16 protein-coding genes and 1 pseudogene are annotated in these 16,522 nt (G+C 75.7%); 8 read left to right on the forward strand and 9 right to left on the reverse strand.

The genetic code is table 11. The annotated features are described in order from the left end of the window. Window positions 1-29 precede the first annotated feature (29 nt). The 3 genes from ACF9IK_RS04270 to ACF9IK_RS04280 all read right to left on the reverse strand — a co-directional run bounded on the left by ACF9IK_RS04270 (window position 30) and on the right by ACF9IK_RS04280 (window position 3,261). Window positions 30-1,043: a zinc metalloprotease gene (locus tag ACF9IK_RS04270; protein ID WP_395292895.1), complete on the reverse strand. Its 1,014-nt coding sequence runs from the start codon at window positions 1,041-1,043 to the stop codon at window positions 30-32. A 301-nt stretch (window positions 1,044-1,344) separates the two neighbouring features. Then, on the reverse strand, window positions 1,345-1,983 hold the full coding sequence (locus ACF9IK_RS04275; RefSeq protein ID WP_395292896.1) for an AAA family ATPase: 639 nt from the start codon (window positions 1,981-1,983) through the stop codon (window positions 1,345-1,347). A 351-nt stretch (window positions 1,984-2,334) separates the two neighbouring features. After that, the gene (locus tag ACF9IK_RS04280) at window positions 2,335-3,261 is read right to left on the reverse strand and encodes an LLM class F420-dependent oxidoreductase (RefSeq protein WP_395292897.1); all 927 of its coding nucleotides are present in this window, start codon (window positions 3,259-3,261) and stop codon (window positions 2,335-2,337) included. Window positions 3,262-3,434: 173 nt separating this feature from the next. Here ACF9IK_RS04280 and ACF9IK_RS04285 point away from each other — a divergent pair, with 173 nt between their 5' ends. Beyond that, window positions 3,435-3,788 (forward strand): DUF6401 family natural product biosynthesis protein, encoded by a 354-nt coding sequence (locus ACF9IK_RS04285; protein WP_395292898.1) that lies wholly within the window; start codon window positions 3,435-3,437, stop codon window positions 3,786-3,788. Between the two features lie 182 nt (window positions 3,789-3,970). Continuing rightward, on the forward strand, window positions 3,971-4,783 hold the full coding sequence (locus ACF9IK_RS04290) for an alpha/beta hydrolase (protein WP_395292899.1): 813 nt from the start codon (window positions 3,971-3,973) through the stop codon (window positions 4,781-4,783). A 21-nt stretch (window positions 4,784-4,804) separates the two neighbouring features. Here the strand turns inward: ACF9IK_RS04290 and ACF9IK_RS04295 are convergent, their stop codons facing one another. Next, window positions 4,805-5,500 (reverse strand): SDR family oxidoreductase, encoded by a 696-nt coding sequence (locus ACF9IK_RS04295; RefSeq protein ID WP_395292900.1) that lies wholly within the window; start codon window positions 5,498-5,500, stop codon window positions 4,805-4,807. 68 nt (window positions 5,501-5,568) lie between these two features. Here ACF9IK_RS04295 and ACF9IK_RS04300 point away from each other — a divergent pair, with 68 nt between their 5' ends. From ACF9IK_RS04300 to ACF9IK_RS04320, 5 genes are all read left to right on the forward strand, one after another. Beyond that, entirely contained in the window at window positions 5,569-6,384 is an 816-nt protein-coding gene (locus ACF9IK_RS04300; RefSeq protein WP_395292901.1) for a LysR family transcriptional regulator, read from the forward strand. A gap of 453 nt (window positions 6,385-6,837) precedes the next feature. Beyond that, on the forward strand, window positions 6,838-8,772 hold the full coding sequence (locus tag ACF9IK_RS04305) for an MFS transporter (RefSeq protein WP_395292902.1): 1,935 nt from the start codon (window positions 6,838-6,840) through the stop codon (window positions 8,770-8,772). Window positions 8,773-8,805: 33 nt separating this feature from the next. Then, window positions 8,806-9,423, forward strand: coding sequence for a TetR/AcrR family transcriptional regulator (locus tag ACF9IK_RS04310; RefSeq protein ID WP_395292903.1), 618 nt, complete (start codon window positions 8,806-8,808; stop codon window positions 9,421-9,423). Between the two features lie 43 nt (window positions 9,424-9,466). Continuing rightward, on the forward strand, window positions 9,467-9,655 hold the full coding sequence (locus ACF9IK_RS04315; RefSeq protein WP_395292904.1) for a hypothetical protein: 189 nt from the start codon (window positions 9,467-9,469) through the stop codon (window positions 9,653-9,655). A 321-nt stretch (window positions 9,656-9,976) separates the two neighbouring features. Further along, window positions 9,977-10,831 (forward strand): S-methyl-5'-thioadenosine phosphorylase, encoded by an 855-nt coding sequence (locus tag ACF9IK_RS04320; RefSeq protein WP_395292905.1) that lies wholly within the window; start codon window positions 9,977-9,979, stop codon window positions 10,829-10,831. Here ACF9IK_RS04320 and ACF9IK_RS04325 read toward each other — a convergent pair. Together ACF9IK_RS04325 and ACF9IK_RS04330 are read right to left on the reverse strand one after the other, a co-directional pair. Continuing rightward, window positions 10,797-11,252, reverse strand: coding sequence for a hypothetical protein (locus ACF9IK_RS04325; RefSeq protein WP_395292906.1), 456 nt, complete (start codon window positions 11,250-11,252; stop codon window positions 10,797-10,799). The two genes, ACF9IK_RS04320 and ACF9IK_RS04325, sit on opposite strands and share 35 nt — an antisense overlap. Continuing rightward, window positions 11,252-12,382: a molybdopterin-dependent oxidoreductase gene (locus ACF9IK_RS04330; RefSeq protein WP_395298465.1), complete on the reverse strand. Its 1,131-nt coding sequence runs from the start codon at window positions 12,380-12,382 to the stop codon at window positions 11,252-11,254. The genes ACF9IK_RS04325 and ACF9IK_RS04330 overlap by 1 nt, the downstream gene beginning before the upstream one ends. A 158-nt stretch (window positions 12,383-12,540) precedes the next feature. On the opposite strand from ACF9IK_RS04330, the gene ACF9IK_RS04335 reads away from it, so the two are divergent. Continuing rightward, complete coding sequence (locus ACF9IK_RS04335; protein WP_395292907.1) at window positions 12,541-13,947, forward strand: glycosyltransferase 87 family protein; 1,407 nt, start codon at window positions 12,541-12,543, stop codon at window positions 13,945-13,947. Between the two features lie 326 nt (window positions 13,948-14,273). Here the strand turns inward: ACF9IK_RS04335 and ACF9IK_RS04340 are convergent, their stop codons facing one another. The 3 genes and pseudogenes from ACF9IK_RS04340 to ACF9IK_RS04350 all read right to left on the reverse strand — a co-directional run. Further along, complete coding sequence (locus ACF9IK_RS04340) at window positions 14,274-14,945, reverse strand: methyltransferase domain-containing protein (protein ID WP_395292908.1); 672 nt, start codon at window positions 14,943-14,945, stop codon at window positions 14,274-14,276. Beyond that, a complete protein-coding gene (locus ACF9IK_RS04345; protein ID WP_395298466.1) occupies window positions 14,942-15,592 on the reverse strand; it encodes a TIGR04282 family arsenosugar biosynthesis glycosyltransferase in 651 nt (216 codons plus the stop codon). Before ACF9IK_RS04345 ends, ACF9IK_RS04340 begins: the two co-directional genes overlap by 4 nt. Continuing rightward, window positions 15,569-16,300, reverse strand: a pseudogene (locus ACF9IK_RS04350) (glycosyltransferase family 2 protein); the annotation flags it as partial. The gene ACF9IK_RS04345 and the pseudogene ACF9IK_RS04350, both read right to left, overlap by 24 nt. Window positions 16,301-16,522: the final 222 nt, after the last annotated feature.

The raw sequence follows: 16,522 nt of genomic DNA on the forward strand, positions 1-16,522 counted from the left end.
GCCGGGACTGCCGGAGACGGCTGCGACCGTCAGGCCCGGTAGGCTGCCCAGGAGTTGGCCATCCTGGCGACCTGGCCGGCAGTGAACTGCGTCATGCAGGAGTCGTACGTGTAGTCCATGAAGTTGTGGATCGGGTCGACCCCGCTGGCGGTGCAGGTGTCCCGGCCGGAGGGGCACTGGTAGGCCGCACTCTTCTCGGCCGGGGTGTCGGAGACGTAGTCGCCCTGGCCGCCGCAGCCGCCCTGGAAGGTGTGGTAGAGCCCGAGCCAGTGGCCGACCTCGTGGGTGGCGGTGTCGCCCTCGTTGTAGTTGGCGGCCGAGCCGCCGGGGAACGAGGAGTCGAGGATGACCACGCCGTCGCCGGACGGGTTCGACCGGTACGAGCTCGGGAAGGTCGCCCAGCCGAGCAGCGACTGGCCGAGCTTGGCCGTGTAGAGGTTGAGGGCGTTGGCACCGCCCTTGCGCAGCGAGGTCTTCATCGACTTCTCGGCCGAGGAGCCCGGAGTGATGCCGTTGTACCAGGTCGCGTTGTCGGTGTAGTCGGTCGCGACCAGCTGGAACTGGAACTGACTCGGGGTGTTGCCGGCTCCCTGGCCGCTGTAGGCGGCGTTCAGGACGGAGATCTGCTTGGCGATCGTCGAGCTGCTGAGCTTGCCGGTCGACCCGGAGTGGACGACGTGCACGTACACCGGGATGGTGGTGGTGGCGGCCAGCGTGCCGGGAGCGAGCAGCGCGTTGCCCTGGGCGGAGTTCGCCAGCCTGGTGAGCCGGGCCTGCAGGTCCGCGTCCATGGCCCTGGCCTGGACGTCGGAGACGGCGTTGGGCTCCTGGGCCGTGGCGCTGCCGGCGGGCTTGCGGGCGGCCGCGTCCCCGCTCGCACCGCTCTCGCCGCCGACGCACTGGGCCTCGGAGGGGGCCTGGGCAGCAGCGGTGGAGAACGCGGACGGCGCGGCGAACTGGCTGAGGCCGAGGGCGGCGACGAGGGCGGCGGCGCTGAGGAATCTGCGGGGGACACGCGAGGGGACGCGGGCAGAACGACGCATCTGCGCTCCTGAAAGGGAGTTGTGGGGGGTGGCGGCCGTTGGGGGGGCCGCCGAATCCAAAGGCTACGCAGGGCCACGTGTACGCGTCAGTTCTCTTTCGGCCTGAAAGTTCTGACGACAAATCGGACGGCACCCGGAAGCCCGATCGATCGACGCCGGTCTCAGGTGGAGCATTTCCGGTGTCCAGCGATCGGGGCGATGCCCCCGAGTTGTCCGAAAGTTGACTTGCCATCCGCCCGACAGGGTCCCGCAGCGGCACCCCGGACGGCTCGGCGGACGGCCCCGCACCGCCTCGCCGAGACTACGACGCCACGAAGACGATCTCCCGCAGGGCGCGCGCACCGGCCCGGTCGAGTACCACGGCCGACGCACACCCGGCGGGCGGCTCCCCCGTTCCGGCCAGCCTGCGGCGCAGCCGCCCGGCGGCCTTCCGGTGGCGGGCGAACGCGTACGCCGAGACCCCCTGCCCACGGGAGCGCTGACCCTCGCGGGCCTCACCGGCGGTGGCGTCCAGCAGTATCAGGTGCACCCGCCGCCCCTGCCGCGCGGCCGCGCGGGTCAGCCAGAGCCGCACCCAGGGCAGCGCGCCGCAGTCGTGCACCGCGAGCGGCCCGCCGTCCAGCACCGCGCGGCGCAGCCGTCGGTAGTGCGCGACGCGGACCAGCGGCCGGTAGACGAAATACGGCAGCCGGTCGGGCAGCCGCTTCGCGAACTCCTCCCGCACCTGCTGGGAGTCGACCAGGCCGGCCCTGATGCACCGGCGCATCAGGGTGCTCTTGCCGCTCCCGGGGAGCCCGGAGACGACCAGCAGGTCATCGGCGCGGTAGTGCAGGGCGACCGGCGCGTCGGCGGGGCCGGCGGCGTCGGCGGCATCGGCGGCATCGGCGGGGCCGCCACGGGCCGCCCGGCGCAGGTCGTGCAGGCCGCGCGGGCGCAGCACGGGCCCGGCCGCGCACTCGCCTGCCGCGCACTCCCCGGCTGCGCGATCGCCGGCCCGGCCCACGGCTCTCGGAACGGGCGCCCCGACCCCCGACACCTCGACCTCTACCACCGGCACTCCCCCCGACTCCCCGGCCTCCGCCCCGCAGGGAGCCTTCCCTACTCAAGAGAGAGTAAAGACTAGTGCTCAGCCCCCGTCCGGCCGGGTCCTTTCACCGACCGCCCACAACACCGCACCCCGCCCACCCTCGGCGGCGGTGCGGTCGGCGGCGGGCCTCGGGGCGCGCGCGGGCGCGGGCGTCTCAAGGCGGGCGGCCGGGCCGCCCCGCCGGGTCCGGTCAGCCGGGTCCGGTCAGCCGAGCTGCGGCGCGACCCGGGAGGCGATCAGCTCCAGGTGGTCGAGGTCGTCCAGGTCCAGGATCTGCAGGTAGACCCGCTCGGTGCCGATCTCGGCGTAGCGGCCGATCCTCTCCACCACCTCGTCCGGGGTGCCGGCCAGCCCGTTCGCCTTCAGCTCGTCCACCTCGCGGCCGATCGCAGCCGCCCGACGGGCCACCTCGGCGTCGTCGCGGCCCACGCAGGCGACCAGGGCGTTGGAGTAGACCAGCTCGTCCGGCCGGCGGCCGGCCCGCTCGACGGCGGCCCGGACCCGGCCGAACTGGGCGGCGCTCGCCTCGATCGAGGTGAACGGCAGGTTGAACTCGTCGGCGAAGCGGGCGGCAAGCGCCGGGGTCCTGGTCGGCCCGGTGCCGCCGACCAGGACGGGGATCTTCTCCTGGGCCGGCTTGGGCAGCGCCGGCGAGTCGTTCAGCCGGTAGTACTCACCCTCGAAGTCGAAGGTGTCGCCGAGCTTGGTGCCCCACAGCCCCGTGATGATCGCCAGCTGTTCCTCCAGCCGGCCGAACCTCTCCTTGGGGAAGGGGACGCCGTAGGCGGTGTGCTCCTGCTCGTACCAGCCGGCGCCGAGGCCGAACTCGACCCGGCCCCCGCTCATCGCGTCGACCTGCGCGACCTGGATGGCGAGTACGCCGGGCAGCCGGAAGGTGGCGGCGGTCATCAGGGTGCCGAGCCGGATCGTGCTGGTCTCGCGGGCGAGGCCGGCCAGGGTGATCCAGGCGTCGGTGGGTCCGGGCAGGCCGCTCACGCCGCCCATCTTCAGGTAGTGGTCGGAGCGGAAGAAGGCGCTGAAGGCGCCGAGCTCCTCGGCGGTGCGGGCGACGGTGAGCAGCGTGTCGTAGCTCGCGCCCTGCTGGGGCTCGGTGAAGACTCGAAGATCCATAAGGGCCATTCTGGTGCAGAGCGGCCCGCACCCCGGGGCGATCCGCCGATCTCGCCGCACCGACGTCGGAACGCCGCCGGCCGGCACCCGCGCGCCCGCGGGGTGGCCAAGGTCTCAACACCGATCCCCCGCTGGCTGCCGTACCCGGCGGCCCGGTCGCCTACCGTGGACGGATGTTCGCCACGCCCGACGAGTTCCGCCGGCGCTCCGCCCAGCAGCCGGCGGGGTGCCCCCTGCCCTGGATCGCGGCTGCCTTCGGCCCTCGGCTCGCCGGGCCCGCCGTCGAGCCCGGCTTCCTCGCGGCGGTCGACCAGCACGCCGCGGCCGTGCGCGAGCTGCTGTACGCCCAGGACCCCGGGCTGCTCCCCCGCCGTCTGGACCGCACGGAGCTGTCGGACTACGCGCTCGGCCTGCTCGACGCGCTGGCCGAGAGCGGCCGGCTGGACCGCGCCGCGTACGAGTACGCGGCGCACCGGCTCGCCGCGGTCTGCTGGCTGGCGCGCGAGCACGGCCTGCTCGACCCCTGAGCGGTCCGCCCCGTGCCGCCCGCCCGTGCCGCCCCCGCGTGCCACCCCTGCCGACATTCCTGTCGCTTCCTGATCGCCCCCTGGCCGTCTCCTGACCGTCGCCGGAACCACCCGGGCGCAGCCGGTACTCCGCCGCGTACAGTGGCGGTCCACGGACCGAGAGCAGGGCGGAGCGGTAGCGGATGAGCAGGGACGGCGGCACGGCGCACACGGTCGGAACCGGCCGCGAGACCGTGGTGGGCGGGCACCGCGCCCTGGTCTGGCGCGAACTGCCGGAACGGCCGGCGGCCGCCGTCCTCGTCCTGCACGGCGGCGAGGAGCACAGCCTCTCCCGACCGGGCCCGATCAACCTGCCCGGCCTGCGGATGCAGGGCTTCGTCCGCGCACTGCGCCGTGAGACGGCCGGGGCCGGCGTGGCGATCGGCACCGTCCGTTACCGCCACCGCGGCTGGAACGGCGAGCGCGCCGACGCGGGCCGGGACACCCGCGCCGCCCTCGGCGACCTCGCCGAGGAGCTGGGCCGGGTGCCCACCCTCCTGGTCGGTCACTCGATGGGCGGCCGCGCCGCGCTCTACGCGGCCGGCCACCCGAACGTGACCGGGGTCATCGCCCTGGCGCCGTGGTGCCCGGCCGAGGACGCCTGCGAGCAGCTCTCCGACCGGGACGTCCTGATGCTGCACGGCGACCGCGACCGGGTGACGCCACCCGCCGACACGCTCGCCTTCGCCGCCCGCAGCCGCGCCGCCGGGGCCCGGGTCTGCGGCTACACGGTGACCGGCAGCGGCCACGCGCTGCTCCAGCGGATCGGCGACTGGCACCGCGCCACCGCTCGTCTCGGCGCCGGCCTGCTCGGGCTGCGCGAGCTCCCCGCCGAGACCGCCGCCGCCCTCGCCCTGCCCGCCGACTCCGCCGAGGCGCTCACCCTCCCGCTCCCGCCCCAGCCCCGCACCGCGGCTCCCCGCCCCACGCCCGCGACCCTGCCCACGGACGCCTGAGCCGGGCCACCGCGGAGGCCATTACCAGGGCACGGCGTTCCCCTGGTGGTCGACGAAGTGAAGGCCCGGCTTTCCGCGGTGGCGTTCGATGGTCTCCGCCACCCCGGGGACGCTCTCCTCCACGCTCAGTTCGGCCTCGGGACCGCCGAGTTCGGTCCGCACCCAGCCCGGGTCCACCAGCAGCAGCGTCCGGGTGTCCGCGGCGTGGCGGGCGGCGTGGCAGCGCATCAGCTGGTTCAGCGCGGACTTGCTGGCCCGGTAGAGGTCCTGCCCGCCGTCGGTGTTCAGGGTGATGCTGCCCTGGTCGGAGGACATCACGCCGATGGTCCCGGTGGGGGCGACCAGCGGGCCGAGGACGTCCACGACGCGCATCGGGCTGAGCGCGTTCGTCACCATGACCTCGGTGAACATGTCCGTCGGGACCTCGCCGATCGGCAGGTCTCCGCGGGTGATGGCGGCGTTGACGAAGAGCAGGTCGAGGGTGCGGCCGGCCAGCCGGTCGCGCAGCGCCGCGGTCTGCTCCGGATCGGTCATCTCCAGCCGCTCGACGGTCAGCCGGTCTCCGGTGGCGTCGGCCAGGTCGTGGAGGCCGGTGCGCCCGCTGCCGCGGACGGTGCCGATGACGTCCCAGCCACGGCCGAGGAGCTCGGCGGCGAGCCCGAGGCCCAGGGTCCGGGAGGCGCCGATGACGAGGGCGGTCTTGCGCATGTCGGTCATGATCCGAGTCTCCGGCCCGCCCGACCGGGCGTCCAATGCCCTTCCGGGCGGATTGATACCGTGGCGGCATGGATCTGGACCTGCGCAAACTCCGCTACTTCACCGCGGTGGCCGAGCACGGGCAATTCGGCCGGGCTGCAAAGGAGTTGTTCATCACGCAACCGGTCCTCAGCCGCCAGATCCGGGCGTTCGAGCAGGAGTTGGGCTGCACGCTGTTCACCCGGACCACGCGCAACGTCGAACTCACTTCGACCGGGCGACAGTTGTACGAGGAGGCCCGGCGGATCACCACCATGGTGGACACCGCCCTGCGACGCGTCCAGGAGGCCGCACGGGGCGAGCAACGGCTGGTCGTCGCCTTCTCGCCCGGTCTGCACGTGTCCGAGTCGATCCGGGCGTTCACGGCACGCCGTCCGGAGATCGCCGTCGACGTCCTCCCGCTGCGCTGGTGGGAGCAGGACGCGCCGCTGCGCGACGGCCGCGCACACGTCGGCCTCCTCCGGCGCCCCTTCGACGACACGGGGCTGCGCACCGTCCCCGTCGGCCGGGAGAGCAAGGTCGCGTGCCTGCCCGTGACGCATCCGCTGGCCGACCGCCCCGCCCTCACCGCGGCCGATCTCGACGGCGAGCCGATCCTCGACTCCCGGACGCGGCGCACCTCCTCCCTGGAGGAGAAGTTCGAGCTCATCGCCTCCGGGCAGGGCATCGCCCTGGTCCCGGCGAGCATCTCCGGCTCGTACTCCCGCTCCGACCTGCGCTACCTGCCCGTCACCGACTTCCCGTCCGTCGAGATCTGCCTGGCGGTGCCGGAGCGCGGCTGCACGGACCCGGTACCGGAGTTCCTGGCCGTCGCCACCGCCGCGCTGCGCCGGGCCGCTGCCTGACCGGCGGCCGGGCGCGGGTCAGCCTTCCCCTGGCGAGACCGGTGACCTCCTCCGGCGTCCGGCATCCGGCGTCCGGCATCCGGCATCCGGCGCTGCGACTCGGCCCCGGCGAGGCCGGACGGTGAGCGGCGGTCTGGATCCGCGGACGAGCACCGCCGCCCCGGTGCTCGTCCGCGGCCGCCGTTCTGCCGCGCCCCCGGTGCACCTCCGCGGCGAGTGCGGCCTGGACCGGGGGCTCCGGAGTCACTGGGCCCAGGGCAGGACCCGGGTGCCCTCGGTCCCGGGGACGGAGGCCACCCCGTCGGCGCGCATGGCGACGTGGGCCTCGGCGGCCTCGGGGGGCGTGGATCCGGCGGACCAGGTGCGGAGGGAGGACGAAGGTCCGGCCGGCCGCGACCCGCTCGGTGCGCCCGTCGCAGGTGACGTCGAGGGCGCCCTCCGGAAGCGCAGACCATGGACCGACCGTGGGTCCGGGGCCGGCCCGCGACCGTGCGCGGGCTCGTCGAGGACCTCAACCGGGAACGCCCCCTCGCGCACACCACGGTGATGACCGCGACCGACACGCTCCACGGCAAGGGCGCGCTCCGCCGGGAGAAGCAGCGCCGGGCCCGGCTCCACGAGTCGACCCGCAGCCGGAAGTCGCACACCGCGGCGCCCATGCAGGACACCCTCGACTCCAGCACCGACCGCTCCGGCGCCCTGGCCCGCTTCGTCGAGCAGGTCGCCCCGGAGGAGCAGGAGGCACTCCGGCCGGCGCTACGGGCGCCCACCAGCGGGCCCTCGCAGTCAACGACCGGCAGGGGAGACCAGAAATCAAACAGAGTTGTTCAACTTATCCCTCGTGCGGTATCCCTATCTCGTACACGCTGTACGAGATATCGAGACGAGGAGGGCCTCATGGCGCACGCCACCCACCCGGCCGCCGACGCCGGCCGCCACGGACACGGACACGGACACGAAGACGGCCACGGCCACGGACACGGGCAGGACCACGAGCACGACCACGACCACCCGCCCGCGCACCCGAAGCGCTGGCTGCTGCTGACGCTGCTCTGCCTCTCGCAGTTCATGCTGATCGTGGACGTGACCGTGATCAACGTGGCACTGCCCGGCATCGGCGCCGATCTCGAACTCAGCCGCGCCACCCTCACCTGGGCGGTGACCGCCTACACCCTCTGCTTCGGCGGCCTGATGCTGCTCGGCGGCCGCCTGGCCGACGCCTTCGGCGCGCGGCGCCTGCTGCTCACCGGCCTGGCCGTCTTCACCCTCGCCTCGCTGGCGACCGGACTGGCCGAGAACGCCGGCGCCCTGATCGGCGGCCGGCTCGCCCAGGGCGTCGGCGCGGCGCTGCTCTCCCCCGCCGCCCTCGCCACCATCACCCGCACCTTCCACGGCCCCGAGCGGAACAAGGCCCTGGGCGTCTGGGCGATGCTCGGCGGCATCGGCTTCGCGGTCGGCGCCATGCTCGGCGGCGTGCTCACCGCCGGACCGGGCTGGAGCTGGGTCTTCTTCATCAACGTCCCGGCCGGCGCCGCCCTGCTCGCCACGCTCCCCCGTCTGCTCCCCGCGACCCCCGCCCCCGGTGACCGCCGGATCGACCTGCCCGGCGCGGCACTGGTCACCGCGGCCACCGGTGCTCTCATCTACGGCCTGATCAAGGCGGGCGACGCGGGCTGGGCCTCGGCCGCCACCCTGCTCCCGCTGGCCTCCGCCGTCCTGCTCTACGCCGCGTTCGCGCTGGTCGAGCGCCGGACCGCCGCGCCCCTGATGGACCTTCGCATCCTCGCCAAGCGCCCGGTCGCCGCCGGCTCGTTCCTGATGCTCGTCGCCACCGGCCTGCTGCTCGGCTTCGTCTTCCTCGGCTCGCTCTACCTCCAGAACGTGCGCGGACTGTCCGCCCTCTCCACCGGTGCGCTGCTGCTGCCCGTCGCCGTCGCCACGGCTGTCGGCGCCCACCTCGCCGCGCACCTGATCGCCCACGCCGGCACCCGCCTGGTCGCCGCGACCGGGTTGCTCGTCTCGGGGACCGGCAGCGTCGTCCTCGCCGTCTCGGACAGCACCGCGGGAACGGTCGTCGGGCTGGCCGTCGGGGCCGTCGGCGTCGTCCCGGTCTTCGTCTCCGCCACCACCACGGCGCTCGGCTTCATCTCCCACGACGAGGCCGGCATCGCCTCCGGCGTCGTCAACACCTTCCACGAGGTCGGCGGGACGGTCGGGGTGGCCACGGTGTCCACCGTCGCCGCCGCCGGGATCGCCGCGCACACCTCAGCCGGATTCCGGGGCGCCTACACCGCACTGGCCGTCGCGGCGGCGGTGGCCGCGGTGACCGCACTGGTCGTCATCCCCAGGGGCAGGCCCGAGATGCCCGCCGGCGTTCACGTCCACTGAGGGGAGCCGCGACCGGTCTTTAGACTCCGTCCCATGGAATCCGAACACCGCAGCGGCGCCGCGAGCGCCCGACGGGGGACGCCCGCCCACCCCCGTCGGGCCGACGCCGAGCGCAACATCGCCGCCATCCTCGCCGCCGCGACCAGCTGCTTCGCCAGGAACCCCAACGCCAGCATGACCGAGATCGCCGCTGCGGCGGGCGTCGGCCGGGTCACCCTGTACGGCCACTTCTCCTCGCGCGAGGCCCTGCTGAGCGAGCTGATGGAGCGCGCCCTCTCCGAGGTCGCCACCGTCCTGGAGACCACCGGCCTCGACGAGGGCCCGGCCGACGAGACGCTCCGCACCTTCATCCGGTCCTCCTGGCAACTGCTGGACCGCAACCTGCGCATGCTGCACGCGGCCCGCCGGGCCCTGCCCGCCGAAGCCGTCCACGACCACCACGTCGGCATCCTCTCGGCGATGGACCGCCTCATCACCCGGGGCCGGCAGGAAGGGGTGTTCCGCGATGACCTCCCGGCCCACTGGCTGGTCAGCACCGTCTACGCCCTGGTCCAGGCCGCCGGCGACCAGGTCGAGGCCGGCCGGTTCACCTCCGAGGAGGCCCTCGACGCCCTGGACGCCACCCTCGCCTCCGCCCTGCGGCGCGCCTGAGCAGCGACGGGCCGCCGGCCCGCCGGCAGTGGGTGCCCGGCTCGTGACGAGCGCGTACCGATTCCTGCCCGCCCCCCGCCGGCTGGGCGGCACCGCCCTGGCGCCCGCCGCCGCGACCGTCTGCCTCCGGCTCGGCGTGTGGCAGCTCGGGCGCTTCCACGAGAAGGCGGCCGCCACCCGGCGCGAGAGCACCACCCGGCCGCCGGAACCGTGCCGCCGGAAATTCTTCTGACGGGACGTCAACCCACGGTCCGCACCGACACCGGCCGCGCCGTCGCCGTGGTCCGCGGCTGGACGGGCGGCGCCCCCGGTTCTGCCGCCCCACCGCCGGCCGCGGCCTCGGCCCGGCCCCCGGGGCGAGGATCTCCCGAACCCGGCGGACGACGGCGCCGGTGGCCCCGGGCTCCCCGGCGGGGTCGGCCGGGGGTGAGCGGGAGAGGCCTGCGACCCGCGCCGGCCCGCACGGCGTCAGCAAGCCGTAAGGACGGCCCGGGCCGCGGCGCGCCGACCGGCTCCTAGAGTGGTCGGACTGCTACCGAGGAAGGAGAGGGACATGACGACGGATCAGTCGACGCCGGTCGCCGACCTGGGCGTGATCGGCGGCTCCGGCCTGTACGCGCTGCTGGAGGACGTGACCGAGGTACGCGTCGACACACCGTACGGGGCACCCAGCGACGCACTGTTCATCGGCGAGGTGGCCGGCCGGCGGGTGGCGTTCCTGCCCCGGCACGGCCGGGGCCACGCCCTGCCGCCGCACCGGATCAACTACCGCGCCAACCTGTGGGCACTGCACTCCCTGGGCGTGCGACAGGTGCTGGGACCGTGCGCGGTGGGCGGTCTGCGCCCGGAGTACGGCCCCGGGACGCTGCTGGTGCCGGACCAGTTCGTCGACCGCACCTCCGGCCGGACGCAGACCTTCTACGACGGCCTGCCGCTGCCGGACGGCACCGTCCCGGAGGTGGTGCACGTCTCGATGGCCGACCCGTACTGCCCGGCCGGGCGCCGCGTCGCCCTCGGCGCCGCCCGCGAGGCCGCCTGGGAGCCGGTGGACGGCGGCACGCTGGTGGTGGTCGAGGGCCCGCGCTTCTCCACCCGCGCCGAGTCCCGCTGGTTCACCGCCAGCGGCTGGTCGGTGGTCGGCATGACCGGCCACCCCGAGGCCGCGCTGGCCCGCGAACTCGGCCTCTGTTACACCTCCTTGACGCTGGTCACCGACCTCGACGCGGGGGTGGAGAGCGGGGCGGGGGTCACCCATACCGAGGTGCTGGAGGTCTTCGCCCGCAACGTCGACCGGCTGCGCACGGTGCTTTTCAAGGCGCTGGCGAGCCTGCCGGCGACGCGCGACTGCGTCTGCTCGCGCGCCCTGGACGGCCTCACGACGGGTCTTCCGGGCGTGCCCGGCGCCTGACCCGCACCGACCGGCGTCCGGCCCCCCGCGGCGGGCGCCGCCACCGCCGGGCGAGCGCGATCAGCAGCGCGAGCCCGGCGGTGGCGGCCAGCACCAGCAGCCAGTTGCGCAGGTACGGCAACGGCAGCACCGACGGGTTGCCGTGGTCGGCGTCGGCCCGCAGGACCGCCGGCAGCCCGACCGCGGTCACCGCCGCCGCGACGACCAGCCAGCCGCGCAGCACCGGCCCGCGGGCCAGGTAGGCGCCGACCAGGCAGACCACCGGCACCCAGAGCCCGTCGTGCACCACCGGCGCGCCCACCGCCCAGACAAGCACCTCCCACGGGTCCGTGATGTAGGGGTCGCCGAGCAGACCCGCCAGGCCGAAGCCGATCAGAGCGAGACCACCGGCCAGCAGGACGAGGCGCAGCCACCGGGCCATCAGATGACCTCCAGCCGCTCGACCCACTTGGTCTGCAGCACTCCGGGCCGGTTCGGCGCGATGATCCGCGCCGGGAAGCCGTGGTCGGCCGTCAGCACCTCGCCGTTGACCCGCAGCGCGAGCAGGGTCAGTGGGTCGTCCGCGTACTCGGCGGGCATCTCCGTCACCCGGTAGGGCCCGGCCTGCTCCAACGAGGTGACCCGGACCGCGGAGCCGGCCGGCGCGCCGGCCAGCGCCAGCAGGTCGGCCACCCGGACCCCGGTCCAGCGCGCCGACGCGCTCCAGCCCTCCACGCAGGCGATCGGCAGCGTCGCCTCGTACTGCGGGAGTCCGCCCAGTTCGGCGAGGCCCAGCCGGTACGGCCGCGGGCCGTCCACCACCAGCCGCCAGTTCGCCGGGACGGTGAGCGTCCCGGCCTGGGCGGCCGTCCGGTTGACCGGCAGTCCCTGGGGGCCGAGGTCGGGGCGGCGCGGCGCCAGCAGGTCCAGCCGGCTCAGCCAGGGGACGGTCTGCCCGGCGGTGGTGAGGGTGACCGCGCCGACGGCGGCGGTCACCGCGGTGAGGAATGCCCGCCGCTGCGGCAGGACCGCCACCGGGCGACGCCAGTTCCGTGCGATCAGCGGGGCCTTGGCCGCGATGTGCACCAGCAGGCCGCCGACGGCCAGCCAGCCCAGCCAGAAGTGGGTCTGCCGGAACGGGAACGGCCAGGGGTACCACTGCAGGGTGTTGAGCAGGCCGGTGAACAGCTCCAGCAGGGTCGCCGCCACCAGGAGCGCGATGCCGAGCCGCTCCAGCGCGTGCAGCACGGTGCGCGCGGGGGGCCACTCGAACAGCCGGGGGTAGACCGTCCAGAGCTTCGCCCCGACCAGCGGGATCGCGGCGATCCCGCTGATCACGTGCAGGCCCTGGGTGATCCGGTAGCCGTTCACCGGCCGGCTCCACAGGTACGGGACCAGCCAGCGGGGCGGGTCCTGCAGAACGTGGCTGAGCAGCCCGGTCAGGAAGCAGAGCAGCAGCGCCGCGCCGAGCCAGCGGCCGAGCACGACCGTGGTCCGCGGCTCGTGCAGGGGTGAGGTGAAGGCGCCGGCGCGGAACGGGCCGCGGCGCAGGGAGGCGGGCGGCTCGGGCAGTGGCGGGTCGTACCGGCGACGCGCGCCGGGGGGATTCGGAGTCACGTGTTCATGGAACCGCCGGACCGCCTTCCGGTGGAGCACCGACGTGCTTACGGAATCCGAACGGCACCACGGCGCTACCGCCGGAGGCCGCCGGCCGGTGGCAGGGTGGGCGCGTGTTCACTCGTGCCCTGATCGCCCTGCTCGCCCTGGCCGCCCTGGTCGCGGCGCTCGCCCTGACCGTCACCACCGGCGGCACGCTCGGCCACCGCACCCCGCTCCTCGCCTGGTACGCCGCCGACGCAGCACTGTTCGCGCTCGCGCTGCTGGCGCTGCGGCGGGTGGCGGACCGTCACGTGGTGCCGCTGGTGCTGGCCGGGAGCGTCGCGGTGGCCGCCGTCGGGTTGCTCGCACCTCCGCGCACCAGCGACGACGCCTACCGCTACGTCTGGGACGGCCGGGTCCAGGCCGCCGGCATCTCCCCGTACGCACACGCCCCGGACGATCCCGCGCTCGCCCGGTTCCGGGAGCCCGGGCTCTGGCCGACCGGCGGTACGTGCGACGGCTGGGACGAGCGGCGGACGGCGGCCGGGGACTGCACCCGGATCAACCGGCCCGCCGTGCACACCATCTATCCGCCGGTGGCGGAGGGGTGGTTCCTCGCCGTCCACCCCTTCGGCGGCGGCGTGCGCGGGGTCCAGGCGGCGGGGGCGCTGCTGGCCGTGGCGACCACGGGGGCGCTGCTGGCGGTCGGCCGGGGCCGTGCCCGGGAGGGCCGGCGGGCGGCGCTGTGGGGGTGGTGCCCGGGCGTCGCCGTCTGGGCCGTCAACGACGCGCACGTCGACACCCTGGGGGCGCTGCTGCTGGTCGCCGGGCTGGGCTGCACGGCCCGGCGGCGCCCGGCGGCCGGGGGCGTCCTGCTCGGCGCGGCGATCGCGGCCAAGCTGCTCCCGGGCCTGGCCCTGCCGGGCGCCCTCGCCCGCCGCCCGGTACGGGAGACGGTGACACTGCTGGGGGCCGCGCTCGGCGCGTTCGCGCTGTCCTACCTGCCGTACGCGGTCGCATCGGGCACCGGGGTGCTCGGCTACCTGCCGGGCTACCTGCGCGAGGAGGGCTACCAGCAGGGGCACATCGACCGGTTCGGGCTGCTGCGGCTGGTCGTCCCGGACCCGCTGCTGCCCTGGGCCGCCGGGCTGGTGCTGGCCGTGGTGGCGGGCGCGCTCCTGCGGCGCGGGGACCCGGCCCGCCCGTGGGGCGGCGCCCTGCTGGTCACCGGTACGGCCCTGCTGCTGGTGGCGCCGGCCTACCCCTGGTACGGGCTGCTCGTGGTGGCGCTGGTGGCCCTGGACGGGCGGTGGGAGTGGCTGGCCGTCCCGGCCGCCGGACAGGTGCTCTACCTGACCGGCGGAACGGCCGCCCAGCAGGCCGCGTACGGCACCGCGCTGGTGTGCGTGGCGGCAGGCGCGGCCTGGCGGCGGGTACGGCGTGACGACGACGGCGACGACGGCGACGATGACGGCCGCGGGGTTCGGCGACTCGACCGACCGCTGCGCGACGGGGCGGGGCCCGCTGCCGGCCGGTGACCCGTGTGCCGGGCCGCGGCGGGCGATGAGCCCGCCTCCTTGTGGTCCTCCTGTGGCGCTCCTGTGGGGCTCTTCGGACTCCTCGCGCGACCCCTTGTTGCCGCCCGGTGCATCTGGCAGGCTCTGCCGCGACGCCTCGAAGGGTGCCGCCGGGGCAGCCTTGACCGAGGAGTCGAGAGGCGGTTGGGCGACAGCCGCACGCGTGGTGCACGACCGGCACCCTGCAAGGCTCCCCCGGACCCCGGCCCAAACTCTCGCCCCGCGCCGCCCGGCGCCGGGCAGTGCGATCCCGCCCTCGGCCCGGCCGAGGGCGGGGCACCCCGCTCTCAGCCCAGGCCCGAACCCGGCCTCCGGCGCAGCGCGACGAAGCGCCGACCGTGCGACGCCCAGCGCTCGGCCTCGACCAGGCCGGCGGAGGCGGCCCGGCGCAGGGTGGCGGTCGTGCCGAGCCGGGCCCACGGGAAGGACGGGCCGAGCCGGCCGTTCGGGCCCTCGACCCGGACGGTGGCGAGTTGCTCCACCTCGTCCCGCTCCACCTCGACCAGGAGCAGCCCGTCCGGCGCGATGAGTTCGGCGGTTCGCCGGAGCAGCGCGTCCGGGTCGCCGCCGATGCCGAGGTTGCCGTCGGCGAGCAGCGCGCCGCCCCAGCGCCCCTCGGCGGGCAACCGGTCGAAGACCGAGCGGCGCAGCGCCGGACCGCCCAGGCCGACCGTGCGTGCCACGGCCGCTCCGGTGATGTCGATCCCGAGCGCCGGGACGCCGAGGGCGAGCAGCGCTGCCACCAGCCGGCCCGGCCCGCAGCCGACGTCCACCACCGGGGCGGCCAGGTGGGCGCAGCGCAGCAGCAGGCTGTGGTCGGCCCCGGCGGCTGGCGCGCACCAGCGCTCGATGTCCAGCCGCAGCCGGCTGCCGTCCTCGCCGCGCAGCCAGAGCGGGCCCCGGCCGGTGCGGACGGCCTCGGCGAAGGGGTCGTCAGCCCAGGCGGCGGTGCGGGTCAACGCGGCACCTCCGGGGCGGGGTCGGCGGCGCGCAGCCGCTCGGCGAACCGGCTGCGCGGCGCCTCGGCCGCGACCCTGCGGGCGTCCTCGATGACGTCCACATCGGTCAGCAGCGGAAGGCGACCGATCGCCAAGCCTGCTGCGGCCAGGCGGCCGAGGAGCACGGCCCCGGTGTCCTCGGTGGACATCGGCACGCCCTGCAGCAGCCGGACGGCCGCCTCCGGCGTCGGGCGGGCGAGTCCGAGCGCCCAGAAGCCGCCGTCGGCCGCCGGGCCGTACCAGGCGTCCACGCCCGCGCGGCGGGCGGCGGACAGCGGCTCCGCCAGGGCGGCGGCGGCCAGCTGCGGGGTGTCCATGCCGACCAGCAGCGCGGGTGCGTCCGGGGCCACCGCGGCCGCGTGCGCGAAGGCGGCGGCCAGCCGCTCGTCCAGCCCGCCGCCACCCTGCGGGACGACCTCCCAGCCCGGTGGCAGCCACCCGCCGGGCTCGCCGTCCAGGACGAGCAGGCGCCGCCCGGCGGGGACCGTGCCAAGGGTGTCCAGGGTGTCGACGAGAGCCGCCTCGGCCAGGTCGGCCGCCTGCTCGGGCGTGCAGGGCGGGGTGAGCCGGGTCTTCACCCGGCCGGGAACCGGCGCCTTGGCGATCACCAGCAGCGTCGGCGGTGGCGCGGCCAGCACCGCCCGCATGTCGCGCACGGCCTGCCGGGTGCCGCGCAGGGTGCCGGTGACCTTCGACCGGCCGGCGCGCGGCAGGTAGTCGACGGGCGTCTCGGCGATCCGCATCCCGGCCGCCGCGGCGGCGAGGACCATCTCCAGCGGGTAGCCGGAGCGCCGGTCGCCCAGGCCGAGGGCCAGCAGCCGCTCCCGGCGGGCGGCCCGCATCGGGCCGAGGTCGTGCAGCGGGGCGCCGGTACGGGCCCGCAGCCGCCGGGCCAGAACGGCGTTGGCCAGGCGGGCGTGCGCCGGCCACGCACCGGCCGCGACCGGCCGGCGGCGGCCGAGCACCAGGTCTGCCTTCCCGGCCACCACGGGGCCGGTGACCATGGGGAGTTGGGCCGGATCGAGCGAGCCGTCGCAGTCCAGGAAGCAGACCAGCTCGGCGGTCGCCGCACGGAGCCCGGCGTGGCACGCGGCGCCGAACCCGCGTCTGGGCTCCTCCACGACGGTCGCGCCCAGCGAGCGGGCGAGGGCGGCGGAACCGTCCCGGGAGCCGTTGTCCACGACGATCGCCCGCCACCCGGCGGGGATCCGTCCGAGGACCCAGGGCAACGCGGCGGCCTCGTCCAGGCACGGCAGGACGACGTCGACGGTGACGGGAGCGCCGGCGGAGGTTGGGGGAGGGGTGGGTGAGGTCACGCGGCTCACGCTAACCGCGCCGCTGCGGCGTGCGGCGGCACCGGAGCCTTACGGAAGTCGGACGTCGTCCGGCCGCCGCCGTCCGGCGGATCCGGCGGGCCGGGCCCGCCGGCCCCCGGCCGTTCCCGTCGTCCCCGGCATCGCCGAGGCGCACGCCGGCCGGGCACGCGTGCACGACGTCGCCGGGGGCTGCTGTCCGGAGACCGCCCCGGGCGCGCGGAG

Source organism: Kitasatospora hibisci, from assembly GCF_043950205.1.
GTDB classification, from domain to species: domain Bacteria; phylum Actinomycetota; class Actinomycetes; order Streptomycetales; family Streptomycetaceae; genus Kitasatospora; species Kitasatospora hibisci.

Coding starts and splice junctions, on each gene's coding strand:
- ACF9IK_RS04280 (WP_395292897.1), bottom strand. CDS start 3,261: ATGGATCTTCGAGTCTTCACCGAGCCCCAGCAGGGCGCGAGCTACGAC.
- ACF9IK_RS04305 (WP_395292902.1), top strand. CDS start 6,838: ATGGACCGACCGTGGGTCCGGGGCCGGCCCGCGACCGTGCGCGGGCTC.
- ACF9IK_RS04295 (WP_395292900.1), bottom strand. CDS start 5,500: ATGACCGACATGCGCAAGACCGCCCTCGTCATCGGCGCCTCCCGGACC.
- ACF9IK_RS04270 (WP_395292895.1), bottom strand. CDS start 1,043: ATGCGTCGTTCTGCCCGCGTCCCCTCGCGTGTCCCCCGCAGATTCCTC.
- ACF9IK_RS04285 (WP_395292898.1), top strand. CDS start 3,435: ATGTTCGCCACGCCCGACGAGTTCCGCCGGCGCTCCGCCCAGCAGCCG.
- ACF9IK_RS04325 (WP_395292906.1), bottom strand. CDS start 11,252: ATGGCCCGGTGGCTGCGCCTCGTCCTGCTGGCCGGTGGTCTCGCTCTG.
- ACF9IK_RS04300 (WP_395292901.1), top strand. CDS start 5,569: ATGGATCTGGACCTGCGCAAACTCCGCTACTTCACCGCGGTGGCCGAG.
- ACF9IK_RS04320 (WP_395292905.1), top strand. CDS start 9,977: ATGACGACGGATCAGTCGACGCCGGTCGCCGACCTGGGCGTGATCGGC.
- ACF9IK_RS04310 (WP_395292903.1), top strand. CDS start 8,806: ATGGAATCCGAACACCGCAGCGGCGCCGCGAGCGCCCGACGGGGGACG.
- ACF9IK_RS04290 (WP_395292899.1), top strand. CDS start 3,971: ATGAGCAGGGACGGCGGCACGGCGCACACGGTCGGAACCGGCCGCGAG.